The 15935-nt window shown below is 62.9% G+C and carries 21 protein-coding genes; 9 read left to right on the top strand and 12 right to left on the bottom strand.

Features of this window, described 5'->3' with window-relative positions:
• Window positions 1–29 precede the first annotated feature (29 nt).
• The gene (locus BMZ43_RS21615) at window positions 30–401 is read left to right on the top strand and encodes a VOC family protein (protein ID WP_093256417.1); all 372 of its coding nucleotides are present in this window, start codon (window positions 30–32) and stop codon (window positions 399–401) included.
• A gap of 147 nt (window positions 402–548) precedes the next feature.
• Here BMZ43_RS21615 and BMZ43_RS21610 read toward each other — a convergent pair whose 3' ends face one another.
• Window positions 549–815: a DksA/TraR family C4-type zinc finger protein gene (locus BMZ43_RS21610; protein ID WP_093256415.1), complete on the bottom strand. Its 267-nt coding sequence runs from the start codon at window positions 813–815 to the stop codon at window positions 549–551.
• 109 nt (window positions 816–924) lie between these two features.
• On the opposite strand from BMZ43_RS21610, the gene BMZ43_RS21605 reads away from it, so the two are divergent.
• The 5 genes from BMZ43_RS21605 (at window position 925) to BMZ43_RS21585 (ending at window position 4357) form a co-directional block, all read left to right on the top strand.
• Window positions 925–1662 (top strand): CDP-diacylglycerol diphosphatase, encoded by a 738-nt coding sequence (locus BMZ43_RS21605; RefSeq protein WP_256563096.1) that lies wholly within the window; start codon window positions 925–927, stop codon window positions 1660–1662.
• A gap of 23 nt (window positions 1663–1685) precedes the next feature.
• Window positions 1686–1898 carry a hypothetical protein gene (locus BMZ43_RS21600; RefSeq protein ID WP_017642692.1) on the top strand — a complete coding sequence of 71 codons (213 nt, stop codon included), beginning with the start codon at window positions 1686–1688 and terminating at the stop codon, window positions 1896–1898.
• Between the two features lie 238 nt (window positions 1899–2136).
• The gene (locus BMZ43_RS21595) at window positions 2137–2778 is read left to right on the top strand and encodes a TIGR04211 family SH3 domain-containing protein (protein ID WP_093256512.1); all 642 of its coding nucleotides are present in this window, start codon (window positions 2137–2139) and stop codon (window positions 2776–2778) included.
• 115 nt (window positions 2779–2893) lie between these two features.
• Window positions 2894–3481: an NUDIX domain-containing protein gene (locus BMZ43_RS21590; RefSeq protein ID WP_017642694.1), complete on the top strand. Its 588-nt coding sequence runs from the start codon at window positions 2894–2896 to the stop codon at window positions 3479–3481.
• Window positions 3482–3484: 3 nt separating this feature from the next.
• Window positions 3485–4357, top strand: coding sequence for an oxygenase MpaB family protein (locus BMZ43_RS21585; protein ID WP_093256413.1), 873 nt, complete (start codon window positions 3485–3487; stop codon window positions 4355–4357).
• 152 nt (window positions 4358–4509) lie between these two features.
• On the opposite strand, the gene dbpA is transcribed toward BMZ43_RS21585, so the two are convergent.
• Entirely contained in the window at window positions 4510–5883 is a 1374-nt protein-coding gene (gene dbpA / locus BMZ43_RS21580) for an ATP-dependent RNA helicase DbpA (protein ID WP_017642696.1), read from the bottom strand.
• A gap of 127 nt (window positions 5884–6010) precedes the next feature.
• On the opposite strand from dbpA, the gene BMZ43_RS21575 reads away from it, so the two are divergent.
• Complete coding sequence (locus tag BMZ43_RS21575; protein ID WP_093256411.1) at window positions 6011–6643, top strand: glutathione S-transferase family protein; 633 nt, start codon at window positions 6011–6013, stop codon at window positions 6641–6643.
• Between the two features lie 7 nt (window positions 6644–6650).
• Here BMZ43_RS21575 and BMZ43_RS21570 read toward each other — a convergent pair whose 3' ends face one another.
• Entirely contained in the window at window positions 6651–7751 is a 1101-nt protein-coding gene (locus tag BMZ43_RS21570; protein ID WP_093256409.1) for a catalase family protein, read from the bottom strand.
• 178 nt (window positions 7752–7929) lie between these two features.
• Between BMZ43_RS21570 and BMZ43_RS26605 the strand changes: the two genes are divergently transcribed.
• The gene (locus BMZ43_RS26605; protein WP_017642700.1) at window positions 7930–8073 is read left to right on the top strand and encodes a hypothetical protein; all 144 of its coding nucleotides are present in this window, start codon (window positions 7930–7932) and stop codon (window positions 8071–8073) included.
• A gap of 121 nt (window positions 8074–8194) precedes the next feature.
• On the top strand, window positions 8195–9034 hold the full coding sequence (locus tag BMZ43_RS21565; RefSeq protein ID WP_093256407.1) for a DUF6502 family protein: 840 nt from the start codon (window positions 8195–8197) through the stop codon (window positions 9032–9034).
• Here the strand turns inward: BMZ43_RS21565 and BMZ43_RS21560 are convergent.
• The 9 genes from BMZ43_RS21560 to BMZ43_RS21530 all read right to left on the bottom strand — a co-directional run.
• The gene (locus BMZ43_RS21560) at window positions 9031–9489 is read right to left on the bottom strand and encodes a type IV pilin protein (RefSeq protein ID WP_093256405.1); all 459 of its coding nucleotides are present in this window, start codon (window positions 9487–9489) and stop codon (window positions 9031–9033) included. The two genes, BMZ43_RS21565 and BMZ43_RS21560, sit on opposite strands and share 4 nt — an antisense overlap.
• The gene (locus BMZ43_RS21555; RefSeq protein WP_371913900.1) at window positions 9486–10847 is read right to left on the bottom strand and encodes a pilus assembly protein; all 1362 of its coding nucleotides are present in this window, start codon (window positions 10845–10847) and stop codon (window positions 9486–9488) included. The genes BMZ43_RS21560 and BMZ43_RS21555 overlap by 4 nt, the downstream gene beginning before the upstream one ends.
• Entirely contained in the window at window positions 10844–13387 is a 2544-nt protein-coding gene (locus BMZ43_RS27505; protein ID WP_093256401.1) for a PilC/PilY family type IV pilus protein, read from the bottom strand. Before BMZ43_RS27505 ends, BMZ43_RS21555 begins: the two co-directional genes overlap by 4 nt.
• Window positions 13384–13977, bottom strand: coding sequence for a pilus assembly PilX family protein (locus BMZ43_RS21545; RefSeq protein WP_017642704.1), 594 nt, complete (start codon window positions 13975–13977; stop codon window positions 13384–13386). The genes BMZ43_RS27505 and BMZ43_RS21545 overlap by 4 nt, the downstream gene beginning before the upstream one ends.
• On the bottom strand, window positions 13974–14699 hold the full coding sequence (locus tag BMZ43_RS21540) for a PilW family protein (protein WP_017642705.1): 726 nt from the start codon (window positions 14697–14699) through the stop codon (window positions 13974–13976). The genes BMZ43_RS21545 and BMZ43_RS21540 overlap by 4 nt, the downstream gene beginning before the upstream one ends.
• The gene (locus BMZ43_RS26600) at window positions 14696–15070 is read right to left on the bottom strand and encodes a hypothetical protein (RefSeq protein WP_177344844.1); all 375 of its coding nucleotides are present in this window, start codon (window positions 15068–15070) and stop codon (window positions 14696–14698) included. Before BMZ43_RS26600 ends, BMZ43_RS21540 begins: the two co-directional genes overlap by 4 nt.
• Window positions 15030–15281, bottom strand: a complete 252-nt coding sequence (pilV, locus tag BMZ43_RS26595) for a type IV pilus modification protein PilV (RefSeq protein WP_177344843.1) — start codon at window positions 15279–15281, stop codon at window positions 15030–15032. Before pilV ends, BMZ43_RS26600 begins: the two co-directional genes overlap by 41 nt.
• On the bottom strand, window positions 15278–15547 hold the full coding sequence (locus BMZ43_RS26215; protein ID WP_143075307.1) for a hypothetical protein: 270 nt from the start codon (window positions 15545–15547) through the stop codon (window positions 15278–15280). Before BMZ43_RS26215 ends, pilV begins: the two co-directional genes overlap by 4 nt.
• 67 nt (window positions 15548–15614) lie before the next feature.
• The coding region (locus tag BMZ43_RS21530; protein WP_143075306.1) for an IS3 family transposase at window positions 15615–15935 on the bottom strand (321 nt) is incomplete at its 5' end.

Here is a 15935-nt window from a genome sequence, read left to right as displayed (position 1 = left end):
GGGCGGCATCACCACAGAGGAGATGCACTATGCCCTATAGCACCAGTCTGATGTTCTACGTTGCCGATGTCCGTACCAGCCGGGATTTCTACGCCAAATTGCTCGACCTCACCCCGGTCGAGGACGGCCCTGGCTTCGCTCTCTTCGTGCTCCCGTCCGGTCTCGCCCTGGGCCTTTGGGCAAGGGAGGCCGTGGTTCCTGCGGTTGGCGCGGGCAGCGCGACAGGTGAACTGGGCTTTAAGGTAGCCAGCATGCCGGCAGTGGATGAGCTGTACGACCGCTGGTGCATGCAAGGCGCAGAAGAGCTCTCACCGCCAGCCAACCTGCCGTTCGGCCGCAGCTTCGTCGTACTGGATCCTGACGGTAACCGACTGCGAGGCTATGCGGTGCATCCCGACTGACTCCTGCTGGCAGCCTCACTCAGCAGCCGGCACGCCTCATGCCAGCTGCTTAAGAAGGGCCCGTATGGTACAAACCGTCAGCCCTCGATCCTGCAAGATGTCCAGCCCTGTCCGGGTCGCCGCACCATGACACCCTCCAATCCGCCCCTAGCGCAACTGACTGTCCTTGCTCGCTCGCCGGTTATAGCCGCTGGCGCGCTGGTCTTCGGCGTCCTGCTCGGATTGGCAGCGGATGCACAAATGTACACCCGGGACCGCCTGGCGGCGCGCCTCGGGGATGGCGTCGCCGCACTCCTCGCAGTGGGTGAGGCTCGCGCCTCGATGCAGACGACTGCGGGCGCGCTGCACCGCATCGTCCACCGTGCTGTCGATCTGTTCCTGAACCGCGCCGTCTCCGGCCCACCCATTGGCCATGGCTGACTCCCAGCTGCGTTGCCTTGATACCCATTGGAAGCGAAGCTCGCGCAGATGTTCGCTGCCGTCCAGCGTCCGTCCGTCGTGCTGGCATCTGCTGTCGCTGCTGATGCTGATGCTGATGCTGGGATTGGCGCTGACGGGCTGCTCCAACCGCGAGCTGCTGCGCCAGGTCACGACGGCACTCTGTGTGCCCAATGCCCGGCTCACTGGCCTGGCGGCGCCCTGTCGCCAGGTGGTGGAGGATCCCGGCTTCGCCATGCTGCGTGCGCCCGGCGAGCGGCAGCATTTCATCCTGGTGCCCCTACGCCCCCTGCGCGGGCTGGAGAGTCCGGCGCTCTGGCGGCCCGGCCAACCCAATTGGTTCGGCCTGGCCTGGCGCCAGCGCTGGTATCTGAGCGCCTGGGGCCAGGCACCCGTGGCGGATGAGCGGATCGCCCTCGCCCTAAATGCCCCCAGCGGGCGCAGCCAGGATCAATTGCATGTACACCTGGCCTGCCTGCGGCCCGAGTTGCGCCAACAGCTGTGGCAGCTGGCGCCAGACATCGATGAACACTGGCGCGCCCTGCCGGTGGCGCTGGCGGGCAGTCGCTATCAGGCGCGGCGCCTGAGCGAAACCCAGTTACGGGCCACGGACTTCTTCCAGGCCCTGGCCAGCCAGCCGCCCTATCCGCTGCCGGATCCGCGCCTGTCGCTGGCGGTAGTGGCGCTGCCGAGCCAGGGCGCCGGTCGCCAGTTCCTGCTGCTGGCCGGACGCGCGGGTAGCCAGCCGGGCGATTTCGGCTCAGCGGAACGGCTGCTGGCCGCGGATTGCCAGGGAACGACCACGGCCCCGGCGACTCAATAGCGCCAACGCGCCAGGAGGCCCCCATGCCGCAGGAATTTCAAGACCTCTTCGACTTCATCGATCAGCTGCTCGCCTGGTCCGACTTCTATCTCAAGTCCGGCCTCCTGCTCTGCGGAGTGGGCATGATCGCCGGCGCCATCGCCTGGAAACGCTGGTGGGGCAAGGCGCTGGCCTTTGGTTGCGCCGGTCTGGGTGCACTCGCGGCCTTGAGCCTGGATCTGCTCCACCGCCTCTGAAGCGCCGCAAGATTCTGAACGGCTTTGCGCCTTCCGCTGCCCAGTACATGGCGGCAAGATGACACTGGCCGTCGCTTTCCGCCGCCAAAGCTTGAACTGCTTCACCGTCTCGAACAGAGGGCGCTACGGGTTGGCGGATAGATCGCGGCAGCTTGCTAGGGTACTGCCCCACAATAATCCGGCCTGTTCACCACGGCCTTCATCTTTTCAGCTCATGCATACAGACCCGATCATGCCCATGTTCCCTTCTCGCCTATTGTCCCGCCTACCGCGTCTCGGCCTCTGCCTGGCCGCCTCCCTCGCCTCCCTGGCCGGCACCGCCGTGGCCCAGGAAGGCAATGCTCGCTGGGTCAGCGACAGCCTGACCACCTATGTCCGCAGTGGGCCTACCGATGGCTATCGCATCGTCGGCACCCTCAAGTCCGGGCAGAAGGTCGAGCTGATCAGCACCCAGGGCGACTACAGCCAGGTGCGCGGCGAAGGCGGAAGCACCGTCTGGATTCCCAACAGCGACCTGCAGGACAAGCCCGGCCAGGCCGAGCGCCTGCCGCAGCTGGAACAGCAGGTGGCCGAACTGAGCGGCCAGCTCAAGACCATCGACGACAGCTGGAAGAATCGTGTCCAGGGCATGCAGGAGACCCTGGATTCGCGCAAGCAGCAGATCGACGAGCTGGAGAGCCGCCGCAAGGACCTCGACGCCCAGCTCACCCAGGCCCAGTCGGAACTGCGCAGCACCCAGGCCAAGCTCGGCAACGAGAACAAGCAGGCACTGATGCAGTACATGGTCTATGGCGGCAGCATCGCCGGCGCGGGCCTGCTGGCCGGACTGATCCTGCCGTCCATGACGCGGGGCAGGAAGAAGAACGACCGCTGGTTCTAAACGTCGGGGGGCAGCCGTTCTCGCGGCTGGGTGGAACCCGGAGTCACGGTGCGTGCCTCAAAAAGGCACCGCTTCTGCTACCGTGGCCCGAAGCCTCCTGTCCAGACGAGCTCCCATGCCCGACACCCCTCGCTTTCGCATCCAGCAGGTCGAGACCCTTTCCGCTGACTGGGGCCTGCTGAAGAAGACCACCTTCGACTACCTGCGCCGTGACGGCAGCTGGCAACGCCAGACCCGGGAGACCTACGACCGCGGCAACGGCGCCACCATCCTGCTCTACGACCGCGATAGACGCACCGTGCTGCTGATCCGTCAGTTCCGCCTGCCCACCCTGGGTAACGGCCTGGACGACGGCCTGCTGGTGGAGACCCCCGCCGGCCTGCTCGACGCGGCCGCGCCCGAAGCGCGTATCAAGGCCGAGGTCGAGGAAGAGACCGGTTACCGCCTGGACAACGTTCAGCACCTGTTCGACGCTTTCATGAGTCCCGGCTCGGTGACCGAGTTGCTGCACTTCTTCGCCGGTGAATACCGCGCCGATCAGCGCATCGCCGACGGTGGCGGACTGCACGAGGAAGGCGAGGACATCGAGCTGCTGGAATTGCCTTTCGACGAGGCCCTCGCCATGGCCCGCGACGGTCGACTGCTAGACGGCAAGACCATCATGCTGCTGCAGTACGCCGCCCTCTACCTGCTGCCGCGCTAGCCCATGGAGCTGATCCGCGAGCGTATCGAGCGGCAGGTGATGAGCCTGACCGGACTGTCCCTGGGCGAGGTCGATTACGAGCAGCCACCGGGCGATCCCGGGCTGTTCGGACCGGGCAGCGTTCCCTGGCGGGTGCACAGCGACTTCACCTGCATGCTGATTGGCGGCATCGCCGCCCTGCTGATGCAGACGCTGCACCCGCTGGCCCTGGCCGGGGTCTGGGACCATTCGAAGTTTCGCGAAGACATGCTCGGCCGCTTGCGGCGCACTGGTCAGTTCATCGCCGCCACCACCTTTGGCAGTCGCGGCGACGCCGAGCGGCTGATCGCCCGGGTCCAGGCCATCCACCGTCATATCCGCGGCCAGGCCGCCGATGGCCGCCCCTACAGCGCCGAAGACCCGGCGCTGCTGACCTGGGTCCATGTGGCCGAGGTCAGTCATTTCCTCGCGGCCTACCTGCGCTATTTCGATCCCCAGTTGCCGGGCGCCGAACAGGACCGCTACTACGCCGAGATCGCCCTGGTCGCCGAACGCCTGGGGGCGACCGACGTCCCCCGTTCGCGGGCGGAGATCGCCGCCTACTACCAGGGGATCCGTCCCCAGCTGGTCTGCGACGAACGCAGCCGCGAGGTCTGCCGGGTGTTGCTGCAGGCGCCTGCACCCAGCGCCCTGGCCAAACCCTTCGGGGCCCTGATGATGCAGGCCGGCATCGACCTCTTGCCCGACTGGGCCAGCGAGGAGCTCGGTTTCCACCAGAGCCTGTTGCAAAAACGGCTGATTCGTACCGGTATCGGCGCCACCGCGCCGGTGCTGCGCTGGGCGGTGCGCAATGGCTCCTCGCATCGCGCCAGGCGGCGGATGGGGATCGGAGGTTAGCCTGCACTTCGGTGCGATGGGGGCACCGTTGGGCTTCGCTGCGCTCAACCCAACCTACGCCACTATCGCGGCCATGCCGGTGCGCCGTAGCGACCGCTCCTACGGATAGGTTGGATACCTGTAGGAGCGGCCCATGGCCGCGATAGATCAACCTACAACATCCGCACCTTGATCGATCGCCCCTTGATCTTGCCTTCGCTCAGCCGCTGCAGCGCCTGGCGGGCGATATCGCGTTCCACGGCGACGAAAGCCTGGTTGTCGAACAGGGTGATCTTGCCGATCTTGGCACCGGGCAGGCCGGCGTCGCCGGTCAGGGCGCCGAGGATGTCGCCGGGGCGCAGCTTGTCCTTCTTGCCGGCCGCCAGGGCCAGGGTGTGCATGGTCGGCACCAGCGGCTCCGGGGTGTCGCGCAGGGCACCCAGCGGCTGCCAATCCAGCGGCGAACCCTGCTGTACCTCGATGGCCTGGGCGCGGCTGGCCTCGGCCGGCGCCACCAGCGACAGCGCCAGGCCCTGTTCACCGGCGCGACCGCTGCGGCCGATGCGATGCACGTGCACCGCCGGATCGCGAGACAGCTCCACGTTGATCACGGCCTCCAGGCCGGCCACGTCGATGCCGCGGGCCGCCACGTCGGTGGCCACCAGCACACAAAGGCTGCGGTTGGCGAACATCGCCAGCACCTGGTCCCGTTCGCGCTGCTCCAGGTCGCCATGCAGGGCAGCGGCGGAGATGCGCTGGGCGTGCAGCGCCTCGACCACCTCCTGGCACTGCTGGCGGGTCTGGCAGAAGGCCACGGCGCTGGCCGGGCGATGGTGCCTGAGCAGACGCACCACGGCGGCCAGGCGATCCTGGGCGGCGATCTCGTAGAAGCGCTGGCGGATCTGGGTCTCGCTGTGCTGACTTTCGACACTGATGCGCAGCGGCGCGCGCAGATAATCCTCGGCCAGGCGCTCGATGCCTTCCGGGTAGGTCGCGGAAAACAGCAGCGTCTGCCGCCGCGCCGGGGTCTGCCGAAGGATGTCGGCGATGGCATCGATGAAGCCCATATCAAGCATGCGATCGGCTTCGTCGAGCACCGCGACGTTGAGACCGTCCAGCACCAGGGTGCCCTTGCGCAGGTGTTCCTGCACCCGCCCCGGGGTGCCGACGATCACCTGGGCGCCGTGCTCCAGGGAGGCGATCTGCGGCCCCAGCGGCATGCCGCCGCACAGGGTCAGGATCTTGAGATTGGGCGTGGTGCGCGCCAGGCGACGCAGTTCGCGGGCCACCTGATCCGCCAGCTCGCGGGTCGGACAGAGGACCAGAGCCTGACAGCCGAAATAGCGCGGGTTGAGCCCCGTCAACAGGCCGATACCGAAGGCCGCCGTCTTGCCCGAGCCGGTCTTGGCCTGGGCGATGAGATCCTGGCCCTTGAGGATAATGGGCAGGCTGGCCGCCTGGATGGGCGTCATGCTCAGGTAGCCGAGTTCGGCCAGATTGGCCTGCATGGCCTCGGCCAGCGGCAGGGAAGCGAAGGATGAGGGCACGGGAGTCCTGTGAAACGGCTGGTAAAGGTTTACCAGTCTAGCAGAAGGGTACCGGCTCTCCCGTGAATGGACGCTGGAGCAGGGCCTACCTATGCTAAGGGGTACGACAACTCAAGGAAGTTACACCATGTTCGACCGGCCTGTGCTCTATACCCATCCCATGTCGCGCGGACGCATCGTGCGCTGGCTGCTGGAGGAGCTCGGACAGCCCTATGAAGTGCAGCGGGTCGACTACGGGCCGGCGATGAAATCCCCGGCCTATCGCGCCATCAATCCCATGGGCAAGGTGCCGGCGTTGCGCCATGGCGCCGCCGTGGTGACCGAGACGGCGGCCATCTGCGCCTATCTCGCCGACGCCTTTCCCGCCGCCGGTCTCGCACCACCCCTCAACGATCCGGCGCGCGGTGCCTACTACCGCTGGCTGTTCTTTGCCGCCGGCCCGCTGGAGGCCGCCGCCACCAACCAGGCCCTGAGCGTGGTCCTGCCCGAGGATCCGCAGAAACGCGGCGCGGTGGGCTACGGCAGTCTCGCCGAGGTGCTCGATACCCTGGAGGCCGCCCTGGCCCCGGGTGAATACCTGGTGGACGACCGCTTCACCGCTGCCGACGTCTATGTCGGCGCCCATCTCGCTTGGGGCATGGCCTTCGGCACCGTCGAGAAGCGCCCGCACTTCGAGCGCTATGTGGCCGGGCTGGTAAGCCGTCCGGCCGCGGTACGCGCCCGCGAACTCGACGACGCCGAACTCGCCACGCTCAACTGAGCCTCGCCTACAACTCCACCGGTCCGCGCGGATGGTGCAACGGGCAGCCGTTGCGCTCGCTGCGAAACTGCGAAGACATCTCGTAGGCCGGTTGCCGCGATCTCATGATGCCGCCAAGGGGTCGATGCGCGGCCAGACCGTGCCAGGGGCTGAACACCATGGCGTCGTCCACCTCGCGCGAGCGTGCCTCGTTCCAGGCCGGTTGCGGCTGGACCTCCAGGCGCGCCACGGTCACATAGGGGGTCAGGTCTTCCGGCCAGACCACCGAGGCGTCCTCGATCGGCGTCTGATCGATGTCTACCCCCAGTTGCACGCGGATCTCCCAGACCCCGCCGTGCTGGGCGAAATGGGCGTTGACCGCCTCGCGCAGGCCGTCTGGCTTGCCGTTGACCTCCACCGGGGCATCGGTCAGGGCGGTCAGCTCCGGCGCCACCGGCACCACGCTGAGCTTGGCGAAATAGGGGCCGTAGAGAAAGGGCGCCATGGTGTAGAAGGTCTCGCCGAGCGGATGGGTCTCCGGGTGGCCACCCAGACTCTTGAGCGTCGGACTCTCGCCGCCAAAGGCCTCCACTACCTTCTCGGTGCCGCGCAGCACCGCCGACGCCACCTTCTTCAGGCCCTCGCCGCGGTCGGTGGTCTTGGCCAGCAGCTTGAGCGTCTTGAGAAAGGTCTTGGGATCCGGCGCGGTAAAGGCCGGCGCGTTCTGCATGACGAAATCCTGGGTCACCTGTCCTTCGCTGCCAGGCAGGCGCTCGCCTGGCACGTCGATCAGCTTGAGCGCCAGGCCACGGGGGGTGGAAACGCTGTCGGCCAGGATGTCGCCGGGGTTGGTAGAGAATCTCAGCACCGCGGCATAGCTGCCCGGCGTGGCGAAGGCGCCATGGGCATAGGCCGGCGGCAGACCATCCAGCACCGTCACCTGGCCCGTGAGCAGACCATGACTCTTGGCGTGCACGCTGCGGATGGCATGACCACCATTGGCATAGGTGGTCTCGGTGATGTCTCTCATGGCCGCGACCATCTCGCGAATGGTATCGGCTTCATCATCCGGCACCTGTTCGAAGGCGGGCTGGAACGGCAGCGGATGGACAGCGGTAGGCGTGGTCATCACGGGACTCCTCGGGCGCCGTCATTCGGACGAGACGGTCAGCCAATGGACCGCTATCGCGATAACGGCGTTCGGCCATTGGCCACTCAGCCGACACAAGGTCGCGCTCGACGGGGTGCTCGGGAACGGCCCCGCCCAGGGGGGTTCGATATCTCCACCACCCACCCAGGAGCCCACCATGAGCGACGCCGACCAGAAGACCTACGACAACCCCAGCAATACCCCGCCACCCGAAGAGCTGCCTTATGCCGACATGGAGCCGGAGGAGTTTCCGGACGACCCGGACGTGGCCGGCGAGACCGAATCGGGCACACCCGGCTAGGCAGTGCCCTGCCCCGCGGACGACAGCCTGAGCGGCGTCCGCGACACTTTATGACTGGCTGGTTTGACGGGGACCCAAGGCCCCGCGAAGATGGGAGGGCGTCTGCCGCATCGAGTCCCCCATGCTTTCCACCAAGGTTCCCTTGCTTCTGCGCAGCCTGATCGGTCGGCTGGTACGAATCGCCATCGCCTCCGGCGTGACCTACCAGACCTTCGATCGGCTGCTGCGCCAGACCTACTTCGAAGTCGCCCAGGATTTCGAGCCGCTGGGCGACAAGCCCAACTCCGACAGCCGCATCTCGGTCCTGACCGGCCTGCCGCGCCGCGAGGTCCGCGCCCTGCGCGAGGCTGGCCCGGAACGTACGCCCTGCACGCCCAGCCTGGAATGGCAGGTGCTCAGCGCCTGGACCTCACGGCTGGACCTGCTCGATGCCGAGGGCAATCTGCGCCCCCTGCCCCGCACCCAGCGCCGCGGCGGCGAACAGAGTTTCGACGCCCTGGTCGCCAGCGTCGGCAGCGACGTCCGCGCCCGTACCGTGTTGGATGAATGGCTGCGCAAGGGCTATGCCCGCCTCGACGAGGAAGACCGGGTGGTGCTCACGCCACGCTCGTTGCTGCGCGGCACCGAGAGCCAGGAAGGCGCGGGCCGGCTGCTGGCCCACTTCACCGGCGACCTGCTGGCCGGTTTCGAGCGCCTCTACCTGCAGGATCGCGCCGCGCCGGACTTCACCTTCCATGTGGTCTACGGCCACAACCTGACCCAGGACTCGACCCTGAGTCTCTATCGCACCGCCTACGACGAATCCATGCAGCTGCTCAACCGCCTCAATCGCCTGGTGGTCGAGCACGAAGCCGAAGACGCCGGCAAGGCCGACGCCACCCAGCGGGTGACTCTGGGCTTTGGCGGCTATCGGGTGGAGCAGGAGCGGGATGCAGGCCTGGTGCAGGGGCGGGAGGATTAGCGCCAGCAGTCGGTGGCGTTGCCTTTAGATACCTTCTTGACGCCCTGGGCATTAAGCATCAGGTTGCCGCAGACATCATTGGCCTGAGTATCCTTCGGCTCCGCCGTCAGCAGGTAAGGACCATTCTGGCTGTAGGCATCGCTACCAGCGGTATTGGCCACGATGCCCAACTGGTAATAACCACTGCTGGAAAACACCTTGTCGCTGCCGGCTGCGGTCTTGGTATTCACGATGTTCAGGTCCTTCACCGTGGTCGGATAGGCGTTGTTCTGCGCATAGAAGCGCTCCATCCGCGCCGCCGCTTCATTGAGCAGTGCCTGCCCCTCGCTACGATGAGAGCGCAAAACGTAGCTCTGATAGCTCGGATAGGCGATGGCCGCCAGGATGCCGACGATCGCCACGACGACCATCAGCTCGATCAGGGTAAAGCCTCGTGCTCGCATCGAAAATTTCATTCGTCAGGATTCTGATTGGGTATGGTGCGCCAGGTCTGGCGGGAGAACTTTGGCTTGGTGACCGTGGATTTCGACAGACTCGGATCCAGGGTCGTCGTGGTAACGGAACCATCAGCATTGGTCAGTGTAGTCGTGGTGGACGGGCTCGTCCCTGAAATGACGACGCTGTTGCCATAGGTGAAGATGGAGGCGCCGCCATAGAGGCCTGCCAGTTTGAGCCGTGAATAAGAGGTATCCAGCCCAAGTTCGAGGAGATCGCTGCCACCGCCGGTATACGGATTGAGGGCATACAGGTAGGTCACCGCGCCGGAATCGCACGGATCGTCGTTGGGCACCAGCGATGTGAACAGCAAGGTATCGCTGATGTACTGGGCCTTGTTGATGACCATCTCGCCCGTCAGCGGCAGATTGACGTACCAGCCATACTTGCCCGCCGTATTGGTACTCGTGTACCAGTCCACCGCTGTCGTGGACAGCGTATTGGCAGTGGATGCGACCGAGTCTCCCGTAGAGCTGGTATAGGAGATGCCAGTGTCCGCACCCAGCGTTTGCTGCTGCAGGTTGGCAACGGTCAACGTCGGTGTCGTGCTGGCGGCGGTACCCGTAGCCTGACGATCCCAGATGCCATAGAGCGTCATGGCCTTGGTGGTATTGGCCGTGGCATCGGCGCCCTCCAAGTACTTGCCCGTCCCGAAGACGATCAGATAGCCGGTACCGGATGGATGACGTACCAGATAAGGCGCTGCAGTGATGGCCTGGGTAAAGCTGCTCAAGCCGCTCGAGTAGCTGCTGGCCAGGACACTATACAAGGGCGTCTTGCCACCAAAGGCAACGCTGTAGCTGGTCGCGCTGCTACCCACCAAATCGAAGCGCCACAAGCGACCCTGTAAATCACCTGCATAGGCATAGTCGGCAATCAGGTCGTTATTGACATCGGCCACGAGCGGCGAAGACAGACCATTCACCGCCGTACCGCTGGCAGAGGCGGTCAACTGCGAAATCAAGCTGCCATCGCTGACATTGAGTAGATACAGCGAAGCGGCATTCTCCAAGGTAGCGCCGTTGTTCGTCCAATTGCTGCCATAGCCGTTGCCCAGCACCACTGCCCAGGAACCGTTCTGCAACCGAGTGACTACCGGTTTTGCATAGGTGTAGCCCAGCTGGGGATAATCACTACTGCTTTTTTCCCACAACAACTTGATATCGTCTGGATCGGTGATGTCCAGGGCAAAGAGGCCGCGACCACCGCCACGCAGGGTCCCTATCAACACCGTGTGCCAGCTCCCGCCGAAATAGACGTCCTGTACCACCGGCGAGCCATCGACATAGAACTGGTGCGCACCGCCGGTGTAGTTCACGTCGGTGAGCTTGTAGAGAGTGGGCAGGACCGCACTGGGAATGAAGGCGAATTTTCGTTACCGCCATCATCGAAGCCGTGCAGCATGCCGTCGTTGCCTCCGACATAGATACGTGTGGCACGGCTGGCCCATTTTTGGCGAAACGCGGTATAGGATCCGCTGGCTGAGGAAACCAGCGCATTCATCTTGGCTTCGGGGCTGCTGGGGATAGTTACCTGTACCGGTGTCGAATTGACGATATCGCCCAGGATGTGACTGCGTATCCGGAAACTTGGCGTGGTAGCGCTGTTTTCATAGGTACGCGCGCCGCGCAGATAATCCACCCGCTGAGAGCCGTAACTGTCGACCGTACCAAGCAGATTCTTGTTCAGATACGCCTGTTGGGTAGCACTGAGATTGCTCCACCTGAAGTCCTGCAGCGTATTGGCGGACTTGGCCATTACCACCGTTCGCCCGGTGTAATTACCATTGCCATAGGCAATATCGAGTTTGCTTTGGGCACTCCATTGGCGAGTGACAGACTTTGCGGTCCGCAAATTCTTGTCTAGATCCCCACTCCAGTCACTGCTGGAAAAGGTAGGAACATAGGTGTAGCTCGACGAGAAACTGTTGTCGAGCATCGGCGAAGACACCTGGCTGGCAGAGGCATTGTTCGACTGGGTGATCCGCGTCACCACGGCGCCGAGCGAACTGACCAGGTCACCGGCGTCATCCGCACTGAAGAAGGCGCCGCGTGAATTGATGGCCGCGTGCCAAAGATCGTAGACATTGTTGTCGCTGCCCGAAGCCGCCTTGGGCCAATTCAGGGTGCCGGCGGCGATCGCATCATAACCACCAGAGTAGGTATCCCCACCCCAGACCGGGCTGGTCAGGGCACTACTCAAACCGATGCCTACATAGAAACCGGTCAGGTGCTGCCAAGTGGCTGGATCGTTCTTTGGATTCCAGTAGGAGGTCAGCTTATTGTCACCATGGGTCTCGGTGCCGCTCACTGCCGTGTAGGGTGGAATCTTGTTGTCGAGCGACCTGTTGGCGTCCCTGTACCAATACTGGAAGGCCAAGTCCGCCAGCGTATCCGTGGTGAGGTCCTGATAGGGCGCCATAGGGCTGTATGTCCTGCCATCGCCCAACTCTTGGCTGCTGCTGTCCTCGCCGGCCACGTCGTAGTTGGCGTTCCACACGCCATCCGTCACCATCAGGCTATAGCTGGCCCGGCAGGCGTAGATTGGAGCCTCGGTGCTGCCTGGGCTGTTGGCATAGGGGCCATTGATGCCAGTCGTGGATAGAAAGTTGCCCACCCGCGCCAATGCCGAATGCAAGGGCGTGCTGGAGTCGTAGTAGATGTCGCCAAGCCAATCGAACAGAGCCTGTCGGTGACTGCCGCTGAAGGGGCGGAGGCGATTGTCGTAGGCCGACGAACTGGAGTTATTGATACCACGGCAACTTGGCGATGTAGCGGAAAAGGTACAGCTGCCCAGCGCCTGCCAGCCAACACGGATGTTTTCATCCACATCAATCATCGCCAGGTTGGTTGCACTTTGCGCCGCCAGGGACCTACTGCGATAGAAAGAATACCAGTTGGCAAAATTCTGGCGTTCGTCGCTACCATTCAAACCGGAGTCGTTGGAGACCGTGACCTTCCTGTAACAGTCATCGTTGCGAGTGCCAATCGTGGTGCACGTGGAGAGCTTGGTATCGTAAAGATAATAATAAGCGGCCACACCCGCTTTCACTCTGTCAGAGGTAGTGGTGGTGTAGGTCGTCGGCGTAGAGGTGGTGGTGACCCTGATCGTGTATCTGAAGAAATTGAAAGAGCAGGAAATATTGCTGTACGACGTTTGAGTTGTCGTATAACTACTGGTAGTTACACCATTCGACGTGGTGCTGGTGGTGCCGGAAGTTGACGAAGAATCACTGATTGAAGAAGGACAGAAAGAGGCGGACGTTGTGTAGGTAACGTTGTTCGTCCTGGTACTGCTTCCCGTGCTGGAGGTGGTAGACGTAACAGTGGGGAAATCAGCCGAAGGGTTTTCTGCCAGGGTACTGACGCTACCGGTCGCCAGCCCGGGGTTGGCATAGGTGGTGCCACGGGCGGTCTCTGGGTCGGTCGTGCTTATATTGGGGTTGTAGCCCCAACTCACCTTGTAGTTACTGCTCAGGTCTACCGTTCCTAAACCGGTACGAAAACCGTTTACATAGGCTGCGTTAAAACTCGTCGTCAATCGGGTCTTGGTCAAGATGCCTGTCGAAGCGTCGTAAACGACCTTGTAAGGCGCGGCATAGGTGACCGCAGGGTTGTAATACAACCCGTTGAAGGTAGCGGATTTGGCCCGGCGAGTTGGGCGAATGGTGGCGTTGTTCGACGCGTCCGGCACCACCGCCATCTGCATACTGGTGGAGTTATCGATGGTGATGAAGAAATTTGGCCCGACACCGGTAGTCAAGAAAAGCGGCTGCTGGCTCGGGTTGAAGGTAGCCGCTTCCACCAAGGGAAGCGCCAAACACAGGGCCAGAAACGCAGAGCATTGGCGCAAGCTCATTGGACTTCTACCTTGATGATACTTTGCAGAATGACAGGAAAACGCGCGCCCCCTGCCGTGGCAGCGGCGGTTACTCGATAGTAGTAGATGCCCTTGCCTTGGCTGGCGAGAGACATATCGCTTTCCCCGCTGCTGGAGACGACCGTAGCGACCCAACGAGGCAAGCGGCTGAACGTCGACTTGCCGTCATAGCCGCTGTAGGCCACTGATGCCGATGCCGTACCGCTTGCCGATAGAGCGGTCTTGGCCCAAGCCTGAGTTTTCTCGGTGGTATCGAGATCATTGCCTTCGAGCAGGATGCATAGATTGCTGCCAATGGCCGCTACACTCGAAGAGCAGCTTGAATAGCCTGCGCTGGCCGCGGAAAAGACGGCCGTGAACTTCAGGGCATTTAGCCGGCGCTCCCCTTCGCGTAGCGCCGATTCCGCCGCGTTGTAGGCCCGCTTCTGCTCGGACACGCTGCCACCCAGGCGATTCTGCAGCGTACTGGAACGCATGCTGGACAATGCCAGCAGGGTGAGCAGCAGCAGCATGATCAGCGCGACGATCAATACCGCACCCCGTTGTGATGCCACCGGTGCGCCCGTCATTGCATCAGATTCCGCAGGGTCACGCTGCCTTGAACGATCTGCAACACGTGGGTGCTGTCTTGCAAGCTCTGCCCACTCAAGGTGTTCCAGTTATTGATCACCGTACTGGAGATACCATCGGTGAGATCCTTGGTCGTGGAAAACAAGGCCGCATAGCGGATCGCCTGATTGGAGTCGGCACTGGACGGCACCTTGAACCAGACAAAGCTGGTCAAGCCACTGACCAGTACCTGGGCGGCTTGGCCTTGAGCGCTGCAGCGGAGGGTTCCCGTTCCGCTGCCATCGGCCACATAGCTGATTCGCGTGAGAACCTCGGTACCATGGGTAGCAGCCGCGATCTTGTTGCCCAGGCAATCGACGTCCGTTCCCTTTGCCGCGCCTTGATAGCGAAAGCAGATACCGCTTTGGTTGGCGTCCGTAGTGGGCTGGATGGTCTGCCCTGCAGCGAAGGCCGGACAGCCATTGGTCTCCTCAAGACGAGGAAAGGCCTCTGTCAGAGTTGTCTTGACGACGGGATTGGCACGGAAGCCAGCCTTCGCCAATTGCTGATCCAGCAGCAACAGGGCAAGCCGACCATTGTCGCCATTCTCGACCTGACCTTCCTGATAGAGGTAGTGGCGCTTGTTGCCGAGATAAAGCTGGGTGACGGCAAGAATCAAGAAGGTACTGAGCGTCAGAGAGATCATCATCTCGATCAGGGACAGACCACGCTGTCGCTTCATAGCTCGGCCCTCAAGACGTAGTAGCAGATACCACCGGCGCATCCCTGGGTATTGCTGGAAGCGTCCTGCCAGGCCAAGACCACCATGGCTATCGAGCTGTTTTCGGTGCCACAGGCATCGTAGGGTGTCGTACTGCCGACCGCAGGTGGCGCCAGCGAGGGGCAAACGGCGAAGTTGGCCTTGATGAGGTCATCGGTCACCGGCAGCAGCGCCTTGACCTGGCGCAGCCAGCAGGTCAGATCCTTGCCAGCAACGGCGTCCCCCCCAACACCTCGGGCGAGCTTGGCGCACGAGTCGTCGGCAGAATCCAGCGCAACGCTGGCAAAGTCACTACCGGTAGCCTTGTGGTACTTGCTGGTGACGCTGAACAAATCTCCGGCAAGGGCCCCCCCCGGGATTGCTGCGCATCATTTCTATGAGATCGCCCGCGAGCATGATGGCGTTGTTGCGCAGTACGGAGTCCTGAGTCTGCACCAGACTACGAGATTGCAATGCCACCATGCCCAGAACGCCAATGCAGATGACGATCAGACTGACCAGCACCTCGATGAGGCTGAAACCCCGTTGACGTAAGACGCTCATGAACAGCCACTCGCTTTGGCCGACGTCGGCGGAAAGTCCTTCATACTGATCTGCCCACCTTGAGTGATCGTCAGCGTCCTACCGGTAGTGGTTTTGTCATTACTGGCGCAGACGTTGATCGTGGCTGCAGCGGATGACACCAGAGTGCCATTGGGCCGGAAGGTCAGTGCGGCAGCGGTGCCCGTGCTGTTGACCCCCGAAGCGGCTAAGCCGGTGTTGGTGAAACTGCGCAGCGTTTCCGCCTCGCCCAACACGGTGCTGCTCACGGTGGCGACAATCAGGGCACCGGTCCAGGCATCGACATTAGGGGCTGTGTGAATCGCCCCTGCTTTCCTAGACACTCTCCAAGCTCAGGAAATAGCGTTTCTCATACTCTACTGGAGACAGCTGCATAGCACTGCTGTGTCGACGCTTAGGGTTATAGAACATCTCGATGTAATCGAAAATATCACTTCGGGCTTCGTCACGCGTTGCGTAGATCTTTCGTCGGATTCGCTCCCGCTTCAAAAGCTGGAAAAAGCTCTCCGCTACGGCATTGTCGTGGCAGTTTCCCCGTCGGCTCATGCTGCTGATCACATTATTGGCCTTCAGGAAGCTTTGCCAATCTGAGCTACTGAACTGACTGCCTTGGTCTGAGTGAATCATCACTTGCTG

The sequence above is a fragment of the Pseudomonas sp. Snoq117.2 genome, from assembly GCF_900110545.1.
Classification (GTDB): Bacteria; Pseudomonadota; Gammaproteobacteria; order Pseudomonadales; family Pseudomonadaceae; genus Chryseomonas; species Chryseomonas benzopyrenica.
This window is presented reverse-complemented; position numbering and strand designations above follow the sequence as displayed.